This is a genomic window from Cupriavidus sp. FW306-1B-F12B (genome assembly GCF_058781795.1).
In genome coordinates this window covers 186,916-207,292 of record NZ_JBYSXC010000013.1, presented here as the reverse complement: position 1 = coordinate 207,292, position 20,377 = coordinate 186,916, and the positions used below count along the sequence as shown (strand labels likewise).

Sequence of the window (20,377 nt, the reverse complement as noted above, 5' to 3'; positions counted from 1 at the left end):
CACCGGCACCGGCCCCCGCAGCCGCCGCCCCGGCACCGGCCGCAGCACCTGCTGCCGCGCCGGCCGCCGCTGGCGTAACCGGCAAGGCCGCCCACGCCAGCCCCTCGGTGCGCAAGTTCGCACGCGAGCTGGGCGTGGACGTGTCGCGCGTGCCGGGCACCGGCCCCAAGGGCCGTATCACCCAGGAAGACGTGCAGGGCTACGTCAAGGGCGTGATGAGCGGCCAGGCCGCCGCGCCCGCACAGGCCGCCGCGGCTGGCGCCGGTGGTGGCGAGCTCGGCCTGCTGCCGTGGCCGAAGGTCGATTTCACCCGCTTCGGCGAGGTCGAAAGCAAGGCCCTGTCGCGCATCAAGAAGATCTCGGGTGCCAACCTGCACCGCAACTGGGTCATGATCCCGCACGTCACCAACCATGACGAAGCGGACATCACCGAGCTGGAAGCCTTCCGCCTGCAGCTGAACAAGGAAAACGAGAAGTCCGGCATCAAGGTGACGATGCTGGCGTTCATGATCAAGGCCACGGTGGCGGCGCTGAAGAAGTTCCCGAACTTCAACGCGTCGCTCGATGGTGACAACCTGGTGCTGAAGAAGTACTTCAACATCGGTTTTGCCGCCGACACCCCGAACGGCCTGGTCGTGCCGGTGATCAAGGACGCCGACAAGAAGGGCGTGCTGGAGATCAGCCAGGAAATGAGCGAGCTCGCCAAGCTGGCCCGCGACGGCAAGCTCAAGCCGGACCAGATGCAGGGCGGCTGCTTCTCGATCTCTTCGCTGGGCGGCCTCGGCGGCACATATTTCACGCCGATCATCAACGCGCCGGAAGTGGCCATCATGGGCGTGTGCAAGTCGTACCAGAAGCCGGTGTGGGACGGCAAGCAGTTCGCGCCGCGCCTGACGCTGCCGCTGTCGCTGTCGTGGGACCACCGCGTCATCGACGGTGCCGAAGCGGCGCGCTTCAACACGTACTTCGGGCAACTGCTGGCGGATTTCCGCCGGATCCTGCTGTAAGCGGGGTTGCGCCGGGCAGGCCAGGCCGTCGGCCTGCCCGCCCCGGCGCACCACGCGCAACCGGGAGCGAGCCATGACTACCTGCGTGGTCGTGAGGAAGGGCGCCGAGGTGGCCATCGCGGCAGACGCGCTGGTGACCTTTGGCGACACGCGCCTGTCGCGCGCCTATGAGCGCAACCAGAAGGTGTTCCCGGTGGGCGATGGCTTTATCGCGCTGGCCGGGACCACCGCGCACTTCCCGGTCATGCGCACGCTGCTGGCGGGGCTTGGCGAAGAGTGCCGGCTGGGCTCGCGCGATGACGTGTTCCGCACCTTCCTGAAGGTGCATGAGAAGCTGAAGTCGGACTATTACGTCAACACCAAGGAAGACGAGGACGATCCCTACGAGTCGTCGCAGATCGTATGCCTGATCGCCAATCCGGCGGGCATCTTCGGCGTCTACTCGTACCGCGAGGTGTTTTCGTTCGACCGCTTCTGGGGTATCGGCTCGGGCCGCAACTACGCGCTGGGCGCGATGCATGCGGTCTATGACCGGCCGGACCTGGATGCGGGCGAGATCGCGCGCATCGGCGTCGATGCAGGCGTGGAGTTCGACAAGAGTTCGGCGGGGCCGATCGAGGTGCACACCGTGCGGCTGCACGAGGGTGACGCCGCACCGGCGCCGGCGCCTGGCGGTGCCTCGGGCGGCAATCCGGCAACCGGCAGTACGGCACCCGACAGCGTGGCAACCAACAACGACGGCGCGCCCTGAAGCCGAGAGGCGGGCGCGCATAGAGGAGCAAACATGAGTGTGATCGAAGTCAAGGTGCCGGATATCGGCGATTTCGACGCGGTGGAAGTGATCGAGGTGCTGGTCAAGGCCGGCGACACGGTCGAGGTGGAACAGTCCCTGATCGTGCTGGAATCCGACAAGGCCAGCATGGACGTGCCGTCGTCGGCCGCCGGCAAGGTGGTCGAGGTCAAGGTCAAGGTCGGCGACAAGGTCGGCCAGGGCGCGGTGATCTGCACCATCGAGGCCCAGCAGGCCGCGGCCGCCCCGGCGCCCGCGCAAGCTCCGGCACCGGCGCAGGCTCCCGCACCCGCGGCGGCGGCCCCGGCTCCTGCTGCCGCCAGCCACAGCGGTGGCGCCGATATCCAGTGCGAGATGCTGGTGCTGGGCGCCGGCCCCGGCGGCTACTCGGCCGCCTTCCGCGCCGCAGACCTGGGCATGAATACCGTGCTGGTGGAGCGCTACAGCACGCTTGGCGGCGTCTGCCTGAACGTGGGCTGCATCCCGTCCAAGGCGCTGCTGCACAATGCCGCGGTGATCGACGAAGCCAAGGCGCTGGCCGCCCACGGCATCCTCTTCGGCGAAGCCAAGATCGACCTGGACGGCCTGCGCCACTACAAGAACCAGGTGGTCGGCAAGCTCACCGGCGGCCTGGCCGGCATGGCCAAGGCGCGCAAGGTGCAGGTGGTGCGCGGCATCGGCAACTTCCTCGACCCGCATCACATGGAGGTCGAGCTGACCGAAGGCGAGGGCAAGCGCAGCACCGGCAAGAAGACCGTGATCCGCTTCGAGAAGGCCATCATCGCTGCCGGCAGCCAGGCGGTGAAACTGCCGTTCATTCCGGAAGATCCGCGCATCGTCGACTCGACCGGCGCGCTGGAGCTGCCCGAAGTGCCTAACAAGATGCTGGTCATCGGCGGCGGCATCATCGGCCTGGAAATGGCCACGGTGTACAGCACGCTGGGTGCCGACATCGACGTCGTGGAAATGCTCGACGGCCTGATGAACGGCGCTGACCGCGACCTGGTCAAGGTCTGGGAAAAGAAGAACAAGGACCGCTTCGGCAAGGTCATGCTGAAGACCAAGACCGTCGGCGTGGAAGCCAAACCGGACGGCATCTACGTCAAGTTCGAAGGCGAGGCCGCGCCGGCCGAGCCGCAGCGCTACGACCTGGTGCTGGTGTCGGTGGGCCGCTCGCCCAACGGCAAGCGCATCAGCGCAGAGAAGGCCGGCGTGGCCGTGAGCGAGCGCGGCTTTCTCAACGTCGACAAGCAGATGCGCACCAATGTGCCGCATATCTTTGCGATCGGCGATATCGTCGGCCAGCCGATGCTGGCGCACAAGGCGGTGCATGAAGCCCACGTTGCCGCTGAGGCCGCGCATGGCGAGAAGGCTTACTTCGATGCCAAGCAGATCCCGTCGGTGGCCTTCACCGATCCGGAAGTGGCCTGGGCCGGCCTGACCGAAGACGAGTGCAAGGAGAAGGGGATCAAGTACAGCAAGGGCGTGTTCCCCTGGGCGGCTTCGGGCCGCGCCATCGCCAACGGCCGCGACGAAGGCTTCACCAAGCTGATCTTCGACGAGGAAACCCATCGCGTGATCGGCGGCGGCATCGTCGGCACGCATGCGGGCGACCTGATCAGCGAGGTCTGCCTGGCGATCGAGATGGGCGCCGATGCGGTGGATATCGGCAAGACCATCCATCCGCACCCGACGCTGGGTGAATCGATCGGCATGGCGGCGGAGATCTATGAAGGTACGTGTACTGACGTGCCGCCGCCGCGCAAGCGCTGAGCGCCGTTCGCTGCAAGCGAGAAAGCCCGCCTGGCCAGGCGGGCTTTCTCATCGCCAATTATGCAATTAACAGCCAGCATTTGCCGGCGTCCGCGAGGTCTGCCTGCCAGCACCGCTCGCGTCGGCGGCCAAGGTGCAGATTGCGACAGGAGGTGCAAGACCTTCGCTGCCTATACTGAATTCAGCCGCCATGCACCCCAAGGCGACCGAGGCCGGCGCTGCATATTCGGGCGCGGCCGATCGCTGCCGGATGCCTGCTGGCGGGATCCGGTGGCCCCCGGTGGCTACCGTTCAGCTGACAAGGAGGCACGACGTGTTCAGGCATCTTCTTGTTGCGGTAGACGGCTCCGCTCTGGCCGAAGCGGCCTTTCGCAAGGCACTGGCGTTCGCGCAGGAGACGCAGGCCAGCATTACGGCGCTGCGCGCCTGCCCGGATTTTCACATCACGACTTACCACACCGAAATGCTCACCGACACGCGAGAGCAGTTCGAAGAGGCTGTCCTCGAGGACGCATCGAAATACCTCGACGGCATCGCGCGAGAGGCCGCCGCGGCAGGCGTGCCCTGCGACACCAGCAGCGTGGTCGACGATCATCCCTACGATGCCATCATCAAGGCTGCAGAAGAAAACGATTGTGACCTGATTGTCATGGCGTCTCATGGGCGCCGGGGTGTGAAGGGGCTGTTGATTGGCAGCGAAACCCTGAAGGTACTGACCCACAGCAAGATTCCGGTGCTGGTCTATCGCTAGATGTCGCGTGAATGGGCCGCCGGCATTGATGACGCCGGATACGTTCGTGATGCCACCATGGTTGCCTGTCATGGGCGCCATAAAGGATCTGCCATGAGCACTCGCCGCTATGTCGTGATGATCGACCAGCCCAGGGACGTTGCCGACGAGCAGATGGCAGAGTACATCAAGCATGCCATCGCCGGATGGGGTGCCGGATTGCCCCCGCCTCCGGCGGACAGCCCGTTCTTCGACCTGGATGTCTTGTCGGTAACCGTGATCAGCAAGCCGCACAAGGACCATTTATGAAGGATGTGCCCGGTTCAGGGAGCTATGCCGGCCGCTACTGGCATTTCCTGGATGACGGCCGCATGCAATGCGACCTGTGCCCGCGCCACTGCCGCCTGCATGGCGAGCAGCGCGGCGCTTGCTTCGTGCGCCAGCGGGTCGGCGATCGGATGGTGCTGACCGCCTATGGCCGCTCGTCGGGCTTCTGCATCGACCCCATCGAAAAGAAGCCGCTCAACCACTTCTACCCGGGCTCCGCCGTCCTGTCGTTCGGCACGGCCGGCTGCAACCTGGCCTGCAAGTTCTGCCAGAACTGGGATATCAGTAAATCGCGCGAGATGGAGACCCTGGCCGATGCGGCCATGCCCGAAGCGATCGCCGCATCGGCGGCGGCGCACGGTTGCAAGAGCGTGGCCTTCACCTACAACGACCCGGTGATCTTCGCCGAGTACGCCATGGACATAGCCGATGCCTGCCACGAACTGGGCATCAAGGCGGTGGCGGTGACCGCAGGATATATGGGCGCCGAGGCGCGGCGTGATTTCTACGCCAGGATGGATGCGGCAAACGTCGACCTGAAAGGCTTCAGCGACGCGTTCTATGTTGCCTTCACCGGGGCGCACCTGCAGCCGGTACTGGAGACGCTCCAGTACCTGAAGCACGAAACCGATGTCTGGCTCGAGATCACGACGCTGCTCATTCCCGGCAAGAACGACAGCGATGACGAGATTCGCGCCGAGGCCCGGTGGATTGCCAGGGAGCTTGGTCCCGACGTGCCGCTGCACTTCACCGCATTCCATCCGGACTACAAGATGCGCGACGTGCCGCCGACACCATGTTCCACCCTTGTGCGCGCCCGCAAGCACGCGCTGGCGGAGGGACTGCATTACGTCTACACCGGCAACGTCCACGACACCGCCGGTGCCACCACCCATTGCCCCGCTTGCCGCGCGCAGCTCATCGTGCGCGACTGGCACGCGATCGAAAGCTATCGCCTGACTCCCACGGGAACTTGCCCGGACTGCCTTGCGCAGATTGCGGGACGTTTCGGGAATTTTGAGCGTCAGTTCGGGCGGCGGCGGATTCCTGTGCGCATCGGGGAATAGGGCGCAAGCTGGTGGAAAGGTGAAGAACAAAAAAAAGCCCGACCTGTAGAGGTCGGGTTTAACGATACCTTTGGACAAGGAGACCGCGGTACCGAGGAGACATCGGCAGACAAGGCAGCGCCGATGCAGCTCAGTCCGGGCACTACCTTCATCGTTGGCAAAGCACACCGCAAACGCCAGGCGTCGATATGCTTTGCCAACGGACCGGCCGCAGCCGGTCCATCTTCAACGCAGGCAGCTATCAGGCAGCCGTCGTCTTCTTCGCCGTGGCCGTACGGGCCGTGGCGCTGGCTTGCTGGGCAGCCTTGGTGGCAGCCGTTGCCGCAGCCTGGAAGTTGGTTTCAGCGATTTCGACCGCTTGCTTGGTCGCCTTCTGCACCGACTCGTAGGCGTTGTTGGCAGCGGAGATTGCCGACTTCACGATGGCCACGGTCGATTCCGAACCGGCCGGGGCGTTCTTGGCGAGGTTCTCGACCAGCGCTTGCACGTTCTTCGAGCCTTCGGCCAGCTGGGCCTCAGCTACCTTGGTGAACTCGCTCTGGGTTTCCGAAGCGATTTCATACAGGTGGCGGGTGTAGGCCAGGGTCTTTTCGGCAACCGGCTGCACGGCTGCGGCCTGGATGGCCAGCAGTTCCTGCGCGTCCTTGGCCGACAGCGCCTTCTTGGCGTTGTCAACGCCTTCTGCGAACGAAGTCTTGACGACCTGCAGGTTCAGCTCGACGAGCTTTTCGACGCCTTCAAACGCCTTGGTGGTCAGGCCGAACAGCGTTTCGAGGTTGGCCTTTTGCGCTGCTGCAACTTGTTCCGGGGTGAGGATCATTGCTGGTCTCCAGTGGTGAACTTCAAGGTCTAGCAAATTAAGCCGCCTAGATGTCAGGGCCGTGACGGTGTTGTGCCCGATTCGGCCAGCCCAGGCGTGTGGGTGGGTCAAGGCGCATTTTTTATTTGGTGCGCCGCAACAATTCCTATTTTAGAGCTGCGCGATTCAATGTCAAGCGGATTTTGTGCAATGCACAAACAACGTTGCTGGCGATACACGGGTGCGGCTGTGACGCCACTCCGGGGGGCTCCGGCGATGGCCGGGCAGGGGTGCTAACATCGCAGATTGCCCGCGCCCGCACGGCTGGCCGCGCCGGGAACCAACAAAGACGTGAACAGAACCGCCCAGGCCACTTCCATGCTCGCTTTCTACGCCGACCATTTTGTGCTGCCACTGCCACCCGGGCACCGTTTCCCGATGCGCAAGTACAGCATGCTGCGCGATGCCGTCGCGGCGCAGGTGCCGGGGCTGCGCCTGGTGGAGGCGCCGCGCGCGGGCGACGATGCCTTGTTGCTGGCGCACACGCCCGGGTACGTGCAGGCCGCGTCAGCCGGCACGCTCGACGCGGCGCGCCAGCGCGAGATCGGCTTCCCGTGGTCCGAGGCCATGGTGGAACGCTCGCGGCGCTCCGCAGGCGCCACCATCGAGGCCTGCCGGACGGCGCTGCGCGAAGGCATTGCCGTGAACCTGGCGGGCGGCACCCACCATGCGTATGCCGACAAGGGCGGCGGCTTCTGCGTGTTCAACGATGCCGCGATTGCGGCGCGCGTGCTGCAGCGCGATGGCGCCGTGCGCCGCGTGGCCGTGGTCGACCTGGACGTGCACCAGGGCAACGGCACCGCGTCGATCCTGCAAGGCGATCCGTCCGTGTTCACGCTGTCGCTGCATGGCGAGAAGAACTATCCGTTCCGCAAGGAGGCCAGCGACCTGGACGTCGGCCTGCCGGACGGCTGCGACGACGACACCTATGCGCAGGCGCTGCAGGCGGCGCTGGACACGCTGTTCAGCCGCTTCGATCCCGAGCTGATCATCTACCTGGCCGGCGCCGATCCGCATGAGGGCGATCGCCTCGGGCGGCTCAGGCTGACCCTGGCGGGCCTGGCACGGCGCGACCGGCTGGTGTTCGATGCCGCGCATGCACGCCAGTTGCCGGTGGCGGTGGCGATGGCGGGCGGCTACGGCAACCAGATCGAGGACACGGTTGCGGTCCACGCGCAGACCGTAAGCCTGGCCGCGCAATATCACGCGCGCCATGCACAGGCGCTGCTGGCCACATGAGCGGCGTGATGGAGCAAGGCGGCGCAGCAGCGTCAAGCGCCCGCACCACGCTGTGGGTGGCGTCGATGCCGTGGCTGTTCGTGCTGATCTGGAGCACCGGCTTTATCGTCGCCAAATACGGCATGCCGTATGCGGAGCCGATGACCTTCCTGTTCCTGCGCTTTGCCGGCGTGGTGGTGCTGATGGTGCCATTCGTGCTGCTGGCGCGCGTGCCGCTGCCGCGCCTGCCAGGCAAGGCGCAAACGGACTGGCGCGCGGTCGGGCATATCGCCGTAGCGGGGCTGCTGCTGCAGACGGGCTACCTCGGTGGCGTCTGGGCTGCGATCAAGCTTGGCATGCCTGCCGGCGTATCGGCGCTGATCGTCGGCATGCAGCCGATCCTGACCGCGCTGATCGCCACGCGCATGGGTGAGCGCATCGGCGCGCGCCAGTGGCTGGGCCTGCTGCTCGGCATCGCCGGCGTGGCGCTGGTGGTGGCCAACAAGCTCGGTGCCAGCGGACTCACACCGGCAAGCCTGGCACTGGCGGGTGGCGCCTTGCTCAGCATCACCGTCGGCACGGTCTACCAGAAGCACTTCTGCCCGGTGTTCGACCTGCGCATGGGCTCGGTGATCCAGTTCGCCGCGGCGGCACTTGCGTGCGTGCCGTTCATGTTCCTCTTTGAAACCCGCGCAGTGCAGTGGCGTGCCGCGATGCTTGGTGCCATGGCGTGGTCGGTGGTGGCGCTGTCGATCGGCGCGATCTCGTTGCTGTTCCTGCTGATCCGGCGGGGCGCGGCCACCAAGGTGTCGAGCCTGATGTACCTGACGCCGCCCACTACCGCGGTGATGGCCTGGCTGCTCTTCGGTGAGCGCTTTCCGCCGCTGGCCGCTGCCGGGATGGTGCTCGCGGCGCTTGGTGTCGCACTTGTCATCCGCCGGTAGTGTCGCGTATGCGGCTACTTCAGTATTCCTATCCCATCCTGTCCCGTCCACGTCTCATGAAACCGCAAGCCGAGTCGCGCAGTGCCTATCCGTACTTCCAGCCGATCACCACGCGTTGGTTGGATAACGATGTCTATGGCCACGTTAACAACGTTGTCTACTACAGTTACTTTGATACCGTGGTGAATACCTACCTGATCCGGCAGGGCGTGCTCGATGTCACGTCGGGCGACACGATCGGGCTGGTGATCGAGACGCAGTGCAACTACTTCTCGTCGCTGAGCTTTCCCGAGACCGTGGTGGCCGGCCTGCGCGTGGCAAGGCTGGGTACGTCGAGCGTGCGCTATGAGGTCGGGCTGTTCAGCGGCGACAACGAGACCGCCGCCGCGCAGGGGCATTTCATCCACGTCTATGTCGATCGCGCCACGCGCCGGCCGGTGCCGTTGCCGGAGCCGCTGCGCGAGGCGCTGCTGCCGTTGGTGATGACCGACGCGGTGACGGGCGGGCAAGGGGAAGAACGGGGCAACAGGAGATGAACAAGATGTCCCACGAGGTGCAATTCGGTTCGCAGGATGCCGTGGACTGCGTGGATCGCGCGATCCTGACGCGGCGTTCGGTGCGGGCCTTTCTCGATACGCAGGTGTCGCGCCGGACCGTCGAAGAAATCCTGGCCGTAGCCAGCCGTGCGCCGTCGGGCACCAATACGCAGCCGTGGCGCGTCTATGTGCTGTCCGGCGAGGCCAAGGCCAAGCTGTGCGCCGATGTGCTGGGCGCTTACGAAGACCCCGAGCGCGACAGCAAGTACCTGGAAGAGTATCCGTACTACCCACGCGAGTGGGCTGATCCCTACTTGTCGCGGCGGCGCAAGGTGGGCTGGGACCTGTACGGGCTGCTTGAGATCAGCCGCGAAGACAAGGCGCGCATGCATGAGCAGCACGCGCGCAATTTCCGTTTCTTCGATGCGCCGGTGGGGATGATCTTCACCATCGACCGCATCATGGAGCAGGGCAGCTGGCTGGACTACGGCATGTTCCTGCAAAGCATCATGGTCGCCGCCCGGGCGCGCGGACTTGATACCTGTCCGCAGGCGGCGTTCACGCAGTTCCACAAGATCATTGGCAGCCACCTGCGGCTGCCACCGGAGGAAATGGTGGTATGCGGCATGTCACTGGGTTTTGCCGACCCGGAAGCGATCGAGAACCAACTGATGACGGAACGTGAGCCGGTCAGCGGGTTCGCGCGTTTCCTCTCATAGCAAAGTTTGAGAAAAGTTTGTATCAATGTGTAACGATGAGTGCCGATATACAAGACGACGTCCGTGTATTGGCTGGGAGTGTTCCAAGGGGCAGCAAGGTGAACCCGGGTACGCCTGGGGCAAGCCAGAGGCGGTTCGCATGCAAACGTGACCTTTTGGTTGCTTTTTCCACAATGTGGAAATGTTTGCAAATCGAACTTTAAGGAGCGTCTGTAAGTCTTTAATCTTGCTAACAATTTCTTTCTTTCCTACACTAGCGCCATTCCTATGCGCTGAACGAATCATGTTCCGGTCTGATTCCATTTTTTCCAGATTCTTCGGCTCCGCACCCCTGTCCGCTGTTGCCACTGCGGTCCTGGTATCGGTGTCGATGGTCGCGGCACCTGTGGCCGAAGCGGCCACCAAGTCCGCAACTACCCAAAAAACGTCCAAAAAGCAGGCAAAATCGGTTAACGCCGAGAAAAAGAGTGCTTCGAAGGCTGTTGCCAAGAGCTCGCGTAGCGGCAAGGTTGCCAAGCGCGAAGCAAGCAGCACACGCAAAGTGGTGGTGCTGAAAAATGGCAAGCGCCATACCGTCGTGGCCCAGCGCGCCGCACCCGTGCGCGCCGCCTTCACCCCGGCCAAGCCGTCGCTGGGCGAAGCCATGGGCTTGCGCGACACCGACGACGCGCTGGCACTGCGTTCCAGCGTGGCACTGGTGATGGACCAGAACTCCAACGAGGTGCTGTTCCAGAAGAACGCCAGTGCGGTGCTGCCGATCGCTTCGATCACCAAGCTGATGACCGCGCTGGTGGTGATGGACGCCCGCCTGCCGATGGACGAAGTGCTGACCATCTCCGAGGAAGACCGCGACACCGAAAAGCACAGCGGCTCGCGCCTGCGCTTTGGTACGCAGCTGACGCGCCAGGAGCTGCTGCTGCTGGCGCTGATGTCGTCTGAGAACCGCGCTGCGTCGGCGCTGGGCCGCAACTACCCGGGCGGCCTGCCGGCCTTTGTCCAGGCGATGAACCGCAAGGCCCGCGAGCTGGGCATGAACGACAGCCACTTCGTCGATTCCAGCGGGCTGTCGAGCAGCAATGTGTCGAGCGCGACGGACCTGGTGCGCATGGTCAACGCGGCGTACCGCAACCCGACCATCCGCGAGTTCTCGACGCAGACCGAGCATGAGGTCAACGTGCTGGGCCGCACCCAGCACTACGTCAGCACCAACCGCCTGGTGCGCGGCGGCAACTGGGAGATCGGCCTGCAGAAGACCGGCTTTATCTCCGAAGCCGGCCAGTGCCTGGTGATGCAGGCCAAGGTCCAGGGCCGCAACGTGGTGATGGTGTTCCTGGACTCGGCCGGCAAGCTGTCGCGCTTTGCCGATGCCAACCGCGTCAAGGACTGGCTGGAGCATGCGCCGTCGCCATCGTCGCCGCAGCGTGGTTTCCCGTCGTCGCCGAACCTGACACAGGTTCCGGGCGGCGCGCACGCGATCCTGGCTTCGCAGCAGTCGCGCGGCATCTGATACGGAATGCCTGACCAGAAAAAAACGCGCCGTGCCACGGCGCGTTTTTCTTTCTGGCGGCCGCGGCCGTCAGAGCAGCTTGCCTGGGTTCATGATCCCGGCCGGGTCGAACACGGCCTTGATCTCGCGCATCAGCCGCAGTTCCAGCGGGTCCTTCATGGCCAGGAAGGCATGGCGCTTGAGCTGGCCGATGCCATGCTCGGCGCTGATGCTGCCGCCGTAGCGCATCACTTCGTCCAGCACCGCGTCGGTCACCGCATCGCCTTGCGTGGCCGCCCAGTCCTTGGGCGCGCCGGCCGGGCGCGACAGGTTGTAGTGCAGGTTGCCGTCGCCGAAGTGCCCGAAGATAAAGGGCCGGATGGCGGGATCGAGCCCACGCAGCCGCGTTTCCATCGAGGTCATGAAGGCCGGGATCTGCTCGATCGGCAGCGAGATGTCGTGCTTCAGGTGCGGGCCGTCGGCGCGCTGCGCCTCGGAGATTTCCTCGCGCAGTTTCCACAGCGCCTGCAATTGTGCGAGTGAGGCAGACACGGCTGCATCGAGGCACAGCTCGCGCTCCAGCGCTTCGCCGATAACGCGTTCGAGCAACGCGTTCAGCGCATCTTCGTCCGTGGTGTCGGCCAGTTCCACCAGTACGTAGGCGGGGTAGCGTTGCGCGAACGGCTCCTGCACGCCCTCTGCGTGCGTGAGCACCAGGTCCAGGCAATCGCCGGTAAAGAATTCGAACGCCTGCAGGCGCGCGCCGCATTGCTCAAACAGCAGTTCATAGAGTGCCAGCGACTGCGCCGGCGAGGCCACCGCCGCCAGCACCACACTGCGCGTGTCGGTGCGCGGGAACAGCCGCAGCGCGGCCGCGGTGATTACGCCAAGCGTACCTTCGGAGCCGACCAGCAGCTGCTTCAGGTCATAGCCGGTATTGTCCTTGCGCAGCGTGCGCAGGCCATGGAAGACCTCGCCGTTGGGCAGCACCGCTTCCACGCCCAGCACCAGTTCGCGCGCCATGCCATAGCGCACCACGTTCACGCCGCCGGCATTGGTCGCAAGGTTGCCGCCGATCTGGCACGAGTCTTCGGCGGCCAGCGACAGCGGCAGCAGCCGGTTGGCGTCTTGCGCCGCGCGGCGCAGGTTGCCGAGGATGCAGCCGGCCTCGGCAACCATGGTGTTGGCGATGGTGTCGAGCGAGCGCACCGCGTTCATGCGGTCCAGGCTCAGCACCACGTTCCGCGCCTGTGCATCGGGCGTGGCGCCGCCGCACAGGCCGGTATTGCCGCCGCGCGGCACCACCGGCACCGCGGCCTGCTGGCACAGCGCCAGCGCGCGCGAGACTTCGTCCACGGTGCGCGGCCGCAGCACGGCCTGGGCCTGGCCGCGATAGATGCCGCGCCAGTCGGACAGCCACGGGGCGATGTCGTCGGGGTTGGTCAGGACGGTGTCGGCGCCGAGGGCCTCGGTGAGCCGCTGGGCGAATTGGCCGGTTTGCATGATGGCGGTGTCGTCTCAGGAAAGGGAAGGGGAGCTGGCTGCGTGCGCTGGCGACGCTTCATCGGCGCGCGCGCGCAGCGCCAGGCCAAGCCGGCGCGCCGCGCATTGCAGGTGCATCACCGCGGCCGCGCGGGCGGCCGCGGCATCGCCACGGCGGATGGCATCGACGATCGCTTCATGCTCGGCATGCACGGTCTCGGCCAGGCCTGCCTGGCGCAGCGTATTGGCGCGCGCGGTGGCCACGGCCTGATGCAGCTGCAGGTTCAGGTACTGCAGCAGCTGGCGGTAGTAGGGGTTGTGCGTGGCGGCGGCAATGCCGATATGGAAGGCGGCGTCGATATCGGCCGCCGGCTGCGGGTCATAGAGATGAGCGCGCAGCCGCTGCAGCAGTGCACTCAGTGCGGCCACGTCCACATCGGTGCGGCGCACGGCGGCCAGCGCCGCGGCGGCGCCTTCCAGGTCGATGCGCAGGTCGTACAGGTCGGCCAGCCCGCTGGCGTCGATATCGGGTTCGCGTGGCAGCTGGAATCCCGCCGCGCCGGTACGCGAGCGCACCGTGCAGCCGACGCCCTGGCGTGACTCGACGAAGCCCTGCGAACGCAGGTGCTCGGTGACTTCGCGGATCACCGCGGCGCTGACGCCGTACTGCTCGGCCAGCTGCCTGCCGGTCGGCAACCGGCTGCCGACCGGGTAAGCGCCGCTTTCGATATCGGCGCGCAGCTGGCGGGTGACCTGTTCGGTGAGGGTGACGGCACGGGTTCGCATGGGAGCCGATTATAAGGTTTGCTGGTTATCTGAAAACTAAGGGTAAACCATTGAATTGAGATGGCCGCAGCCCCAAAGCAAAACGCGCGGACTGCCATGATGGCAGCCCGCGCGTTGGCGGTGGCCGGCGATTCGGTCTTCAGGCGGCGGCTTCGGTCACGTAGCCCATGCCGCGCGAGATTTGCAGCGCCGTGTCCTTCAGGTTTTGCAGCCAGCTGTCCTGCAGCCGGTCGGCCGGCGCCGACAGCGACAGCCCGGCAACCAGCCGGCGCGAGTCGTCATAGATGCCGGCGGCAATGCAGCGCACGCCCAGTTCCAGCTCTTCGTTGTCGCGCGCATAGCCGTTGGAGCGCACCCAGCTGAGCTCCCGCTCGAGCTTGGTCAGGTCGGTGATCGAGGTGCGCGTATGCCCGGCCAGCCCGGTGCGGGTGGCGTAGTTGCGCACGCGCGCGGCTTCGTCCGCGGCCAGGAACAGCTTGCCGACTGAGGTCAGGTGCAGCGGCGCGCGGCCGCCGATGGCGCGCACCACCTGCATGCCCGAGCGCTCGCTGTAGGCGCGCTCGATGTAGACGATTTCATCGCCCTGGCGCACCGACAGGTTCACGGTCTGGCCGGTGACGCGGTGCAGCGCGCGCATCGGCGCCAGCGCCGCGTCGCGCACCGACAGGCGTGCCTTGACCAGGTTGCCCAGTTCCAGCAGCCGCATGCCGAGCCGGTAGCTGCCGGGATCGGAACGGTCGACAAAGCGGCAGGCCACCATGTCGTTGAGGATGCGGTGGGCGGTGGAGGGATGCAGCCCCGTGGCCAGGGACAGCTCTTTCAGGCTGACCGGGTCGGCGTGCTGCGCGAGCGCGTCCAGCAGGGTCATCATGCGCTCGATGACCTGGATGGACGTCTTGCCGGGTGACTTGTCTGCGTCGGACATAGATGGAAAAAAGAGAAATGTTGCCTTGCGGCATTTTTAAGCGTCTGCCTGATTCTATCTCGCATTGTGAAAATTTCAATAGGTGAAATGACATTACCGTAAGAATCGCCCGGTGATGTTGCTCCCGGAAGTGATGTGCATTGCACCGGATTCACGCCCTTGCTGAACGGTTTGTGCGCCACGTGCGACGCAAACGCGCATAATTGCGGGGTTTCGGGGTCTGGAGAAGTCGACAATGCGAGTTGGTCTGTTCGCCACCTGCCTGGTGGACCTGATGCGTCCGGAAATCGGGTTTTCGGTGCTCAAGCTGCTGGAAGCCGCCGGCTACGAGGTCATGGTGCCCGAGGCGCAGACCTGCTGCGGCCAGCCGGCCTACAACTCGGGCGAGCGCGCGGTGTCGCGCGACCTCGCGGAGAAATTCCTGCGCGAGTTCGAGATGTTCGACTACATCGTGGTGCCGTCGGGCAGCTGCGGCGGCATGATCCGGCAGCATTACGGCGACCTGCTGCACAACGATCCCGAACTCAACGGCCGCTACGAGCGCCTGCGCGGACGCGTGTTCGAGCTGACGGATTTCCTGGTCAACGTGGCCAGGGTGCAGACGCTGCCGTCGTCGTTCTCGGGCCATGTCACCTACCACGATTCCTGTTCCGGCCTGCGCGAGCTGGGCGTCAAGCAGCAGCCGCGCGAGCTGCTGTCGCGGCTGCCGGGCGTGCAGCTGACCGAAATGAAGGATTGCGAAGCCTGCTGCGGTTTTGGCGGCACCTTCTCGGTCAAGTACGGCAATATCTCGACTGCGATCGTCGACGAGAAGTGCGCCAACATCAAGGCCAGCGGCGCCGATACGGTGGTGCTGGGCGACCTGGGCTGCATCCTCAATATCGAAGGCCGCCTGCGCCGCACCGGCGACAGCAGCACGCGCGTGCTGCATATCGCCCAGGTGCTGGCGGGCGACGCCTGACATCCGCTGAAATCCGGGGAATCGCCACGATGCAAGTCCACAGCATGGAATTCAAGGCGCGCGCCGGCCAGAAGCTGGCCGACCAGCGCCTGCAGCAGAACCTGAAGAAGCTTTCGACCAAGTTCGTCACGGCCCGCGCCGACGCGATCCTCGACATCGACTTCGACGCCACGCGCGAGGCACTGAAAGAGCGCCGCAACCGCGCGCTGGAAAACCTCGACGTCTGGCTCGCCACCTTCGAAGAGAACGCGACCAGGCGCGGCGCCACGGTGCTGTTTGCCGAGACCACCGCCGATGCCGCGCGCCTGGTGGCCGAGATCGCGCAGAAGCACGGCGTGAAGAGGGTCATCAAGAGCAAGTCCATGGTGACCGAGGAAATGCGCCTGAACCAGGTGCTGGGCGAGATGGGCGTGCAGAGCATCGAGACCGACCTGGGCGAATACATCCTGCAGATCAACGACTCGGAACCGCCGTCGCACATCATTGCGCCGGTGGTGCACAAGGACAAGGACGAGATCGCCGACCTGTTCGCCAGGGTCCACCACAAGCCGCGGCTGACCGAGATCCCGGAGATGACGCGCGAGGCCCGCGAAGTGCTGCGGCCCGAGTTCCTGAGCGCCGACATGGGCGTCACCGGCGGCAACTTCATCATTGCCGAGACCGGCTCGGTGGCGGTGGTCACCAACGAGGGCAACGAAGGCATGTGCACGGTGCTGCCGCGCGTGCACGTGGCCGTGACCGGCATCGAAAAGGTGCTGCCGACGCTGGAAGACCTGGCCACGGTGATGCGCCTGCTGCCGCGCTCGGCCACCGGCCAGGCCATCTCGAACTACTTCTCGCTGCTGACCGGCCCGCGCGCCGAGGGCGAGCGCGACGGCCCCGAGCATATGTACTTCGTGCTGGTCGATGGCGGCCGCACCGGGCTGATCGGCGGCGACTTCCAGGAGATGCTGCGCTGTATCCGCTGCGGCGCCTGCATGAATCATTGCCCGGTGTACCAGAAGATCGGCGGCCATGCCTATGGCTGGGTCTACCCGGGCCCGATGGGCAGCGTGCTGACGCCGAGCTATGTCGGCCTCGCCAATGCGATCGACCTGCCGCAGGCGGCGACCATGTGCGGCGAGTGCAACCGCGTGTGTCCGGCCTCGATCCCGCTGTCCGACTTGCTGCGCAAGCTGCGCGAGAAGCAGATGGAGCGCGGGCTGCGCCCGTGGCAGGAACGCTTCGCGCTGCAGGTGTGGGGCTACGTCGCCAAGCGCCCGGAGCTGTACGCCTTTGCCACTCGCATCGGCGCCTGGCTGCTGGGCCGCATGGGCGGCAGCAACAAGCTGATTGCCAGCCTGCCGATGGCGGGCAAGGGCTGGACCGAAACCCGCGACATGCCGGCCCCGTCGGGCCGCACGTTCCGCGAACTGTACAAGGAAAGGAGGGCACGTTCATGAGCGCAACCAACCGCGAAGCCCTGGCGCGCATGCGTGCCGCACTGGACCAGCACCTGGCGGGATCGATGCCCGCCGCCGACCTGGTGCGCGCCTGGCGCGAAGCCGGCAGCGGGCTGGCGCTGCCGCCGGTCTACGGGCAGGCGATGGAGGAGCTGCTGCGCCGGATGGAGATGTCCGCGGTGTTTGCGCAGGACAGCTGCTCGTTCTCCAGCACGGCGGTGACGGAGCAGATGGGGCGCTGGCTGGACAAGGCCGCGACGGTCTGACGCCAGCCACTCAGCGCGTCAGCGCTTCATCATCGCCGTCAGCGTATCGACGAATTCCAGCGACAGCCGCGACAGCGGCTCGGTCTGCATATGGAAAATCTGCACTGAGGCATTGACCTTGGTGCGCACCGGCACCGCGAAAATATTGGGCCAGGCCGCGCCAAACACGGTCATGGCGTCGACCAGCGCGATGCCGGCGCCGGCCTGCGCCAGCGCGCGCGCCACATGCGCCTGTTCAACCTGGACGCGCATATCGGGCTGGTCGCCCTCGTTGCCGAACATCTCATGCACCAGCAGGCCGAACGGGACGTCCGGCCCGTAGCCGATCAGGTCTTCGCCGATCAGGTCGGCCGGGCGCACCCACTTGCGCGCGGCCAGCGGGTGCCCTGCCGGCACCAAGGCCACGATCGGGTTCTTCACCAGCAGTCGTGCTTCCAGGTTGGGATGCACCAGCGGCATGTTCGACACCGCCAGATCCACCTGCCCCGACAGTACCGCGCGCAGCATATTGCCCGGAATCTGCGTACGCACCACCACCCGCACCGCCGGGTGCGCCGCGCGGAAGCCGGCGATTGCACGCGGCAACACGGTCTGGCCCAGGTTGGGGCTGCATGAGATGCGCAGGCTGCCGGTGCGGTTGGCGGCAAGGTCTTCGGCGATCTCGTTGACGCGCTCGATGCCTTCGTAGACCGCATTCACTTCCCCCAGCAAGCGCCGCGCCTCCGGCGTGGGGTAAAGCCGTCCCTTGGTGCGGCGGAACAATTCCAGTCCAAGGCGTTGCTCGGTGTGCGACATCAGCCGGCTGATTGCCGGCTGCGACACATACAGCAGCTTGGACGCACCGCTGATCGAGCCGGTCAGCATGACCGCGCGGAACACCTCGATCTGGCGCAGGTTCATTTTCATGGCATTAACCTGATGTTAAGGCTGGCGGACATATAAGCATATGACAGTCAATGGCGCCATACCTACACTGAATTCCATCGAAACACGCCGAGCCTTTGCAACGCAGGCACGGCACCACATGGAAGCGCGGCGGCCGCGATGCGGTGCAAGAGGCACCGGCAGTGTGCCGGCATAACCCTGGAGGAAAGGACTGTATGAGCGACATCCATCTCACCTATCTCAACGGCAAGGACATCGCACGCCTGGAAATGGCCGACGCCGAGATCCTGGACGCGGTCGAGCAAGCACTGGTGGCGCAAGGCAACGGGCAGACCGTGATCGAGCCGCGCGTGCACCTGATTCCCGACCCCGCCTTCAACGGCCACTTCAATGTGCTGCGCGGCTACGTGGCGCCGCTGGGGCTGGCCGGCGTCAAGATCGTGGGTGACTTCGTCGACAACTACAAGCTTGGCCTGCCATCGGAAATGGCGATGCTCAACCTGTTCGATCCGCGTACCGGTGCTCCGGTGGCGATGATCGATGCCACCTTCATCACCGATGCGCGCACCGGCGCGCTTACCGCGCTCGGGGCAAAGCACCTGGCGCGCCGCAACAGCAAGGTGCTGGGCCATATCGGGGCGCGCGGCACTTCTTACTGGAACGTGCGCCTGCTCGACAGCCTGTTCGACTTCGACGAGATCCGCGTGCACTCGCGCCGCCCGGAAAGCCGCAATGCCTTCGCCGCGCGGCTGGAGCGCGATCTCGGCAAGAAGATCGTGGTGACCGAAGACTGGGAGTCATGCGTGCGCGATGCCGACATTGTGGTCGAGGCTTCGCGCCTGGAGCGCCCGACGCCGATGCTCAAGACCGAATGGATCAAGCGCGGTGCCTTTGTCGTGCCCTACGGCACCATGAGCGCGGTCGAGCTGTCGCTGACCGACATCATGGCCAAGCTGGTGGTGGACGACTGGGGGCAGTGCAAGGGGGGCATGTTTGGCTCGCTGCGCGCGCATGTGGAAGCCGGCAAGCTGTCGGAGCAGACGCTTTATGCCGAACTGGGCGAAATCGCCGCAGGGCGCAAGCCGGGCCGCCAGAGCGATGACGAGACCAACCTGTTCTGGCACCGCGGGCTGTCCCTGAGCGATATTGCGCTGGGCCACGCCATCCTGAAGAAGGCCGAAAGCCGCGGGCTGGGCCAGAGGCTGGTCTACGCATGATCGCCAACGCTCGCATGTACTCGGTGAGCACGCCGGCCGGGCAGGCATGGCGTGCGCTGCTGGCGCACGTGGCCGAGTGCGCCGGCGTGGACCTGCCGTATGTCGAGCACGCAGCACCCGCCCCGGTCAGCGCGCTATGGGCGCGGCCGGATTGTGGCTGCGTGTTCATGTGCGGCTATCCCTATGCCAGCGCGCCGGCCTCGCCGCAACTGCTGGCGGCGCCGGTGCCGTCGCTGCCGCGCTACGGCGGGCGCCCGGTGTATTTCACCGAGTTCATCGTGCGCGCCGATGCATCGGCGCAGACGCTGGCGCTGACCTTCGGCGGACGGCTGGCATGCATGCTGCCTGAGTCAAACTCGGGCTACAACGCACCACGCCACCACCTGATGCGGCTGGCGCCGGCGGGCACGCGCGCGCTGTACCGGGCGACCGAGGTGACCACGCCGACGCCGCGCGAAGTCATCGAAGCGCTGATCGCCGGGCGTGCCGACGTGGGTGTGGTCGACAGCTACGTGCTGGACCTGCTGCGCCGCTTCGAGCCCGCGCTCGTGGCGCAGCTGAGAACGCTGGAGGTCACCAAAGCCGCGCCGATCCCGCCGCTCGTGGCCGCGGCGCAGATCGATCCGTGGCAGAGCGCGCGCGTGCGTACTGCGCTGCTGACGCTGCATGAAGACGCAGCGGGGACGGATCTGCTGGCCATGTTGGGGCTGGCACGCTTTGCCGCGGTGCGGCCCTCCGACTACGCAGTGTTGCCCGCCATGGCGCGCGAAGCCGACCAGGCGGGATTTGCATTGACCGATGCCGGCATGCAGCCGTCTTGAACCGGTGCACGATAACCAGACTGCCGGCGCGGTGGGGGAGCCAAGCCTGATAACTGCCGAATAGGGGAACTGTAATGATTTCCACTGTGAAACCCGCTGTAGAACATGCTGTAAAGCCCGCCGTACGAGCAGATCT

21 protein-coding genes are annotated in these 20,377 nt (G+C 65.6%); 16 read left to right on the top strand and 5 right to left on the bottom strand.

Annotation, left to right across the window (positions count from 1 at the left end; translation table 11 throughout):
• From AC3WLE_RS21835 to amrS, 6 genes are all read left to right on the top strand, one after another.
• The coding region (locus AC3WLE_RS21835) for a dihydrolipoyllysine-residue acetyltransferase (protein WP_492363592.1) at window positions 1–1,007 on the top strand (1,007 nt) is incomplete at its 5' end.
• Window positions 1,008–1,080: 73 nt separating this feature from the next.
• Window positions 1,081–1,758 carry an MFS transporter gene (locus AC3WLE_RS21830; protein WP_492320510.1) on the top strand — a complete coding sequence of 226 codons (678 nt, stop codon included), beginning with the start codon at window positions 1,081–1,083 and terminating at the stop codon, window positions 1,756–1,758.
• A gap of 33 nt (window positions 1,759–1,791) precedes the next feature.
• Window positions 1,792–3,570 carry a dihydrolipoyl dehydrogenase gene (gene lpdA / locus AC3WLE_RS21825; protein WP_492320511.1) on the top strand — a complete coding sequence of 593 codons (1,779 nt, stop codon included), beginning with the start codon at window positions 1,792–1,794 and terminating at the stop codon, window positions 3,568–3,570.
• Window positions 3,571–3,883: 313 nt separating this feature from the next.
• Window positions 3,884–4,321 carry a universal stress protein gene (locus tag AC3WLE_RS21820; protein WP_492320512.1) on the top strand — a complete coding sequence of 146 codons (438 nt, stop codon included), beginning with the start codon at window positions 3,884–3,886 and terminating at the stop codon, window positions 4,319–4,321.
• A 93-nt stretch (window positions 4,322–4,414) separates the two neighbouring features.
• Window positions 4,415–4,609: a hypothetical protein gene (locus AC3WLE_RS21815; RefSeq protein ID WP_492320513.1), complete on the top strand. Its 195-nt coding sequence runs from the start codon at window positions 4,415–4,417 to the stop codon at window positions 4,607–4,609.
• On the top strand, window positions 4,606–5,694 hold the full coding sequence (amrS, locus tag AC3WLE_RS21810) for an AmmeMemoRadiSam system radical SAM enzyme (RefSeq protein ID WP_492357006.1): 1,089 nt from the start codon (window positions 4,606–4,608) through the stop codon (window positions 5,692–5,694). The genes AC3WLE_RS21815 and amrS overlap by 4 nt, the downstream gene beginning before the upstream one ends.
• A 241-nt stretch (window positions 5,695–5,935) precedes the next feature.
• Here the strand turns inward: amrS and phaP1 are convergent, their stop codons facing one another.
• Window positions 5,936–6,514, bottom strand: a complete 579-nt coding sequence (gene phaP1, locus AC3WLE_RS21805) for a TIGR01841 family phasin PhaP1 (protein ID WP_011615034.1) — start codon at window positions 6,512–6,514, stop codon at window positions 5,936–5,938.
• Window positions 6,515–6,871: 357 nt separating this feature from the next.
• Here phaP1 and AC3WLE_RS21800 point away from each other — a divergent pair, with 357 nt between their 5' ends.
• The 5 genes from AC3WLE_RS21800 to pbpG all read left to right on the top strand — a co-directional run bounded on the left by AC3WLE_RS21800 (window position 6,872) and on the right by pbpG (window position 11,477).
• Window positions 6,872–7,792 (top strand): histone deacetylase family protein, encoded by a 921-nt coding sequence (locus tag AC3WLE_RS21800; protein WP_041687266.1) that lies wholly within the window; start codon window positions 6,872–6,874, stop codon window positions 7,790–7,792.
• Entirely contained in the window at window positions 7,789–8,715 is a 927-nt protein-coding gene (locus AC3WLE_RS21795; protein WP_492351654.1) for a DMT family transporter, read from the top strand. Before AC3WLE_RS21800 ends, AC3WLE_RS21795 begins: the two co-directional genes overlap by 4 nt.
• A gap of 56 nt (window positions 8,716–8,771) precedes the next feature.
• Entirely contained in the window at window positions 8,772–9,251 is a 480-nt protein-coding gene (locus AC3WLE_RS21790; RefSeq protein WP_492357007.1) for an acyl-CoA thioesterase, read from the top strand.
• A complete protein-coding gene (locus AC3WLE_RS21785) occupies window positions 9,248–9,970 on the top strand; it encodes a nitroreductase (protein ID WP_492320518.1) in 723 nt (240 codons plus the stop codon). Before AC3WLE_RS21790 ends, AC3WLE_RS21785 begins: the two co-directional genes overlap by 4 nt.
• 283 nt (window positions 9,971–10,253) lie before the next feature.
• A complete protein-coding gene (gene pbpG / locus AC3WLE_RS21780; RefSeq protein ID WP_492357008.1) occupies window positions 10,254–11,477 on the top strand; it encodes a D-alanyl-D-alanine endopeptidase in 1,224 nt (407 codons plus the stop codon).
• Between the two features lie 69 nt (window positions 11,478–11,546).
• Here pbpG and AC3WLE_RS21775 read toward each other — a convergent pair whose 3' ends face one another.
• From AC3WLE_RS21775 to AC3WLE_RS21765, 3 genes are all read right to left on the bottom strand, one after another.
• Window positions 11,547–12,959 carry an FAD-binding oxidoreductase gene (locus AC3WLE_RS21775; RefSeq protein ID WP_492320520.1) on the bottom strand — a complete coding sequence of 471 codons (1,413 nt, stop codon included), beginning with the start codon at window positions 12,957–12,959 and terminating at the stop codon, window positions 11,547–11,549.
• Window positions 12,960–12,974: 15 nt separating this feature from the next.
• Window positions 12,975–13,724 (bottom strand): FadR/GntR family transcriptional regulator, encoded by a 750-nt coding sequence (locus AC3WLE_RS21770; protein ID WP_492320521.1) that lies wholly within the window; start codon window positions 13,722–13,724, stop codon window positions 12,975–12,977.
• A 139-nt stretch (window positions 13,725–13,863) separates the two neighbouring features.
• A complete protein-coding gene (locus AC3WLE_RS21765; protein WP_013956405.1) occupies window positions 13,864–14,649 on the bottom strand; it encodes an IclR family transcriptional regulator in 786 nt (261 codons plus the stop codon).
• Between the two features lie 235 nt (window positions 14,650–14,884).
• Here AC3WLE_RS21765 and AC3WLE_RS21760 point away from each other — a divergent pair, with 235 nt between their 5' ends.
• Genes AC3WLE_RS21760 through AC3WLE_RS21750 form a run of 3 tightly spaced genes read left to right on the top strand, consistent with a single transcriptional unit; the run spans window position 14,885 to window position 17,318 of the window.
• Complete coding sequence (locus tag AC3WLE_RS21760; protein WP_492357009.1) at window positions 14,885–15,610, top strand: (Fe-S)-binding protein; 726 nt, start codon at window positions 14,885–14,887, stop codon at window positions 15,608–15,610.
• 29 nt (window positions 15,611–15,639) lie between these two features.
• On the top strand, window positions 15,640–17,052 hold the full coding sequence (locus AC3WLE_RS21755) for a LutB/LldF family L-lactate oxidation iron-sulfur protein (RefSeq protein ID WP_492357010.1): 1,413 nt from the start codon (window positions 15,640–15,642) through the stop codon (window positions 17,050–17,052).
• The gene (locus AC3WLE_RS21750) at window positions 17,049–17,318 is read left to right on the top strand and encodes a hypothetical protein (protein ID WP_492320524.1); all 270 of its coding nucleotides are present in this window, start codon (window positions 17,049–17,051) and stop codon (window positions 17,316–17,318) included. The genes AC3WLE_RS21755 and AC3WLE_RS21750 overlap by 4 nt, the downstream gene beginning before the upstream one ends.
• An 18-nt stretch (window positions 17,319–17,336) precedes the next feature.
• Here the strand turns inward: AC3WLE_RS21750 and AC3WLE_RS21745 are convergent, their stop codons facing one another.
• Window positions 17,337–18,224: a LysR family transcriptional regulator gene (locus AC3WLE_RS21745; RefSeq protein ID WP_492320525.1), complete on the bottom strand. Its 888-nt coding sequence runs from the start codon at window positions 18,222–18,224 to the stop codon at window positions 17,337–17,339.
• 194 nt (window positions 18,225–18,418) lie between these two features.
• Here AC3WLE_RS21745 and AC3WLE_RS21740 point away from each other — a divergent pair, with 194 nt between their 5' ends.
• A complete protein-coding gene (locus tag AC3WLE_RS21740) occupies window positions 18,419–19,420 on the top strand; it encodes an ornithine cyclodeaminase family protein (RefSeq protein WP_492320526.1) in 1,002 nt (333 codons plus the stop codon).
• Entirely contained in the window at window positions 19,417–20,241 is an 825-nt protein-coding gene (locus AC3WLE_RS21735; RefSeq protein ID WP_492320527.1) for a phosphate/phosphite/phosphonate ABC transporter substrate-binding protein, read from the top strand. The genes AC3WLE_RS21740 and AC3WLE_RS21735 overlap by 4 nt, the downstream gene beginning before the upstream one ends.
• Window positions 20,242–20,377: the final 136 nt, after the last annotated feature.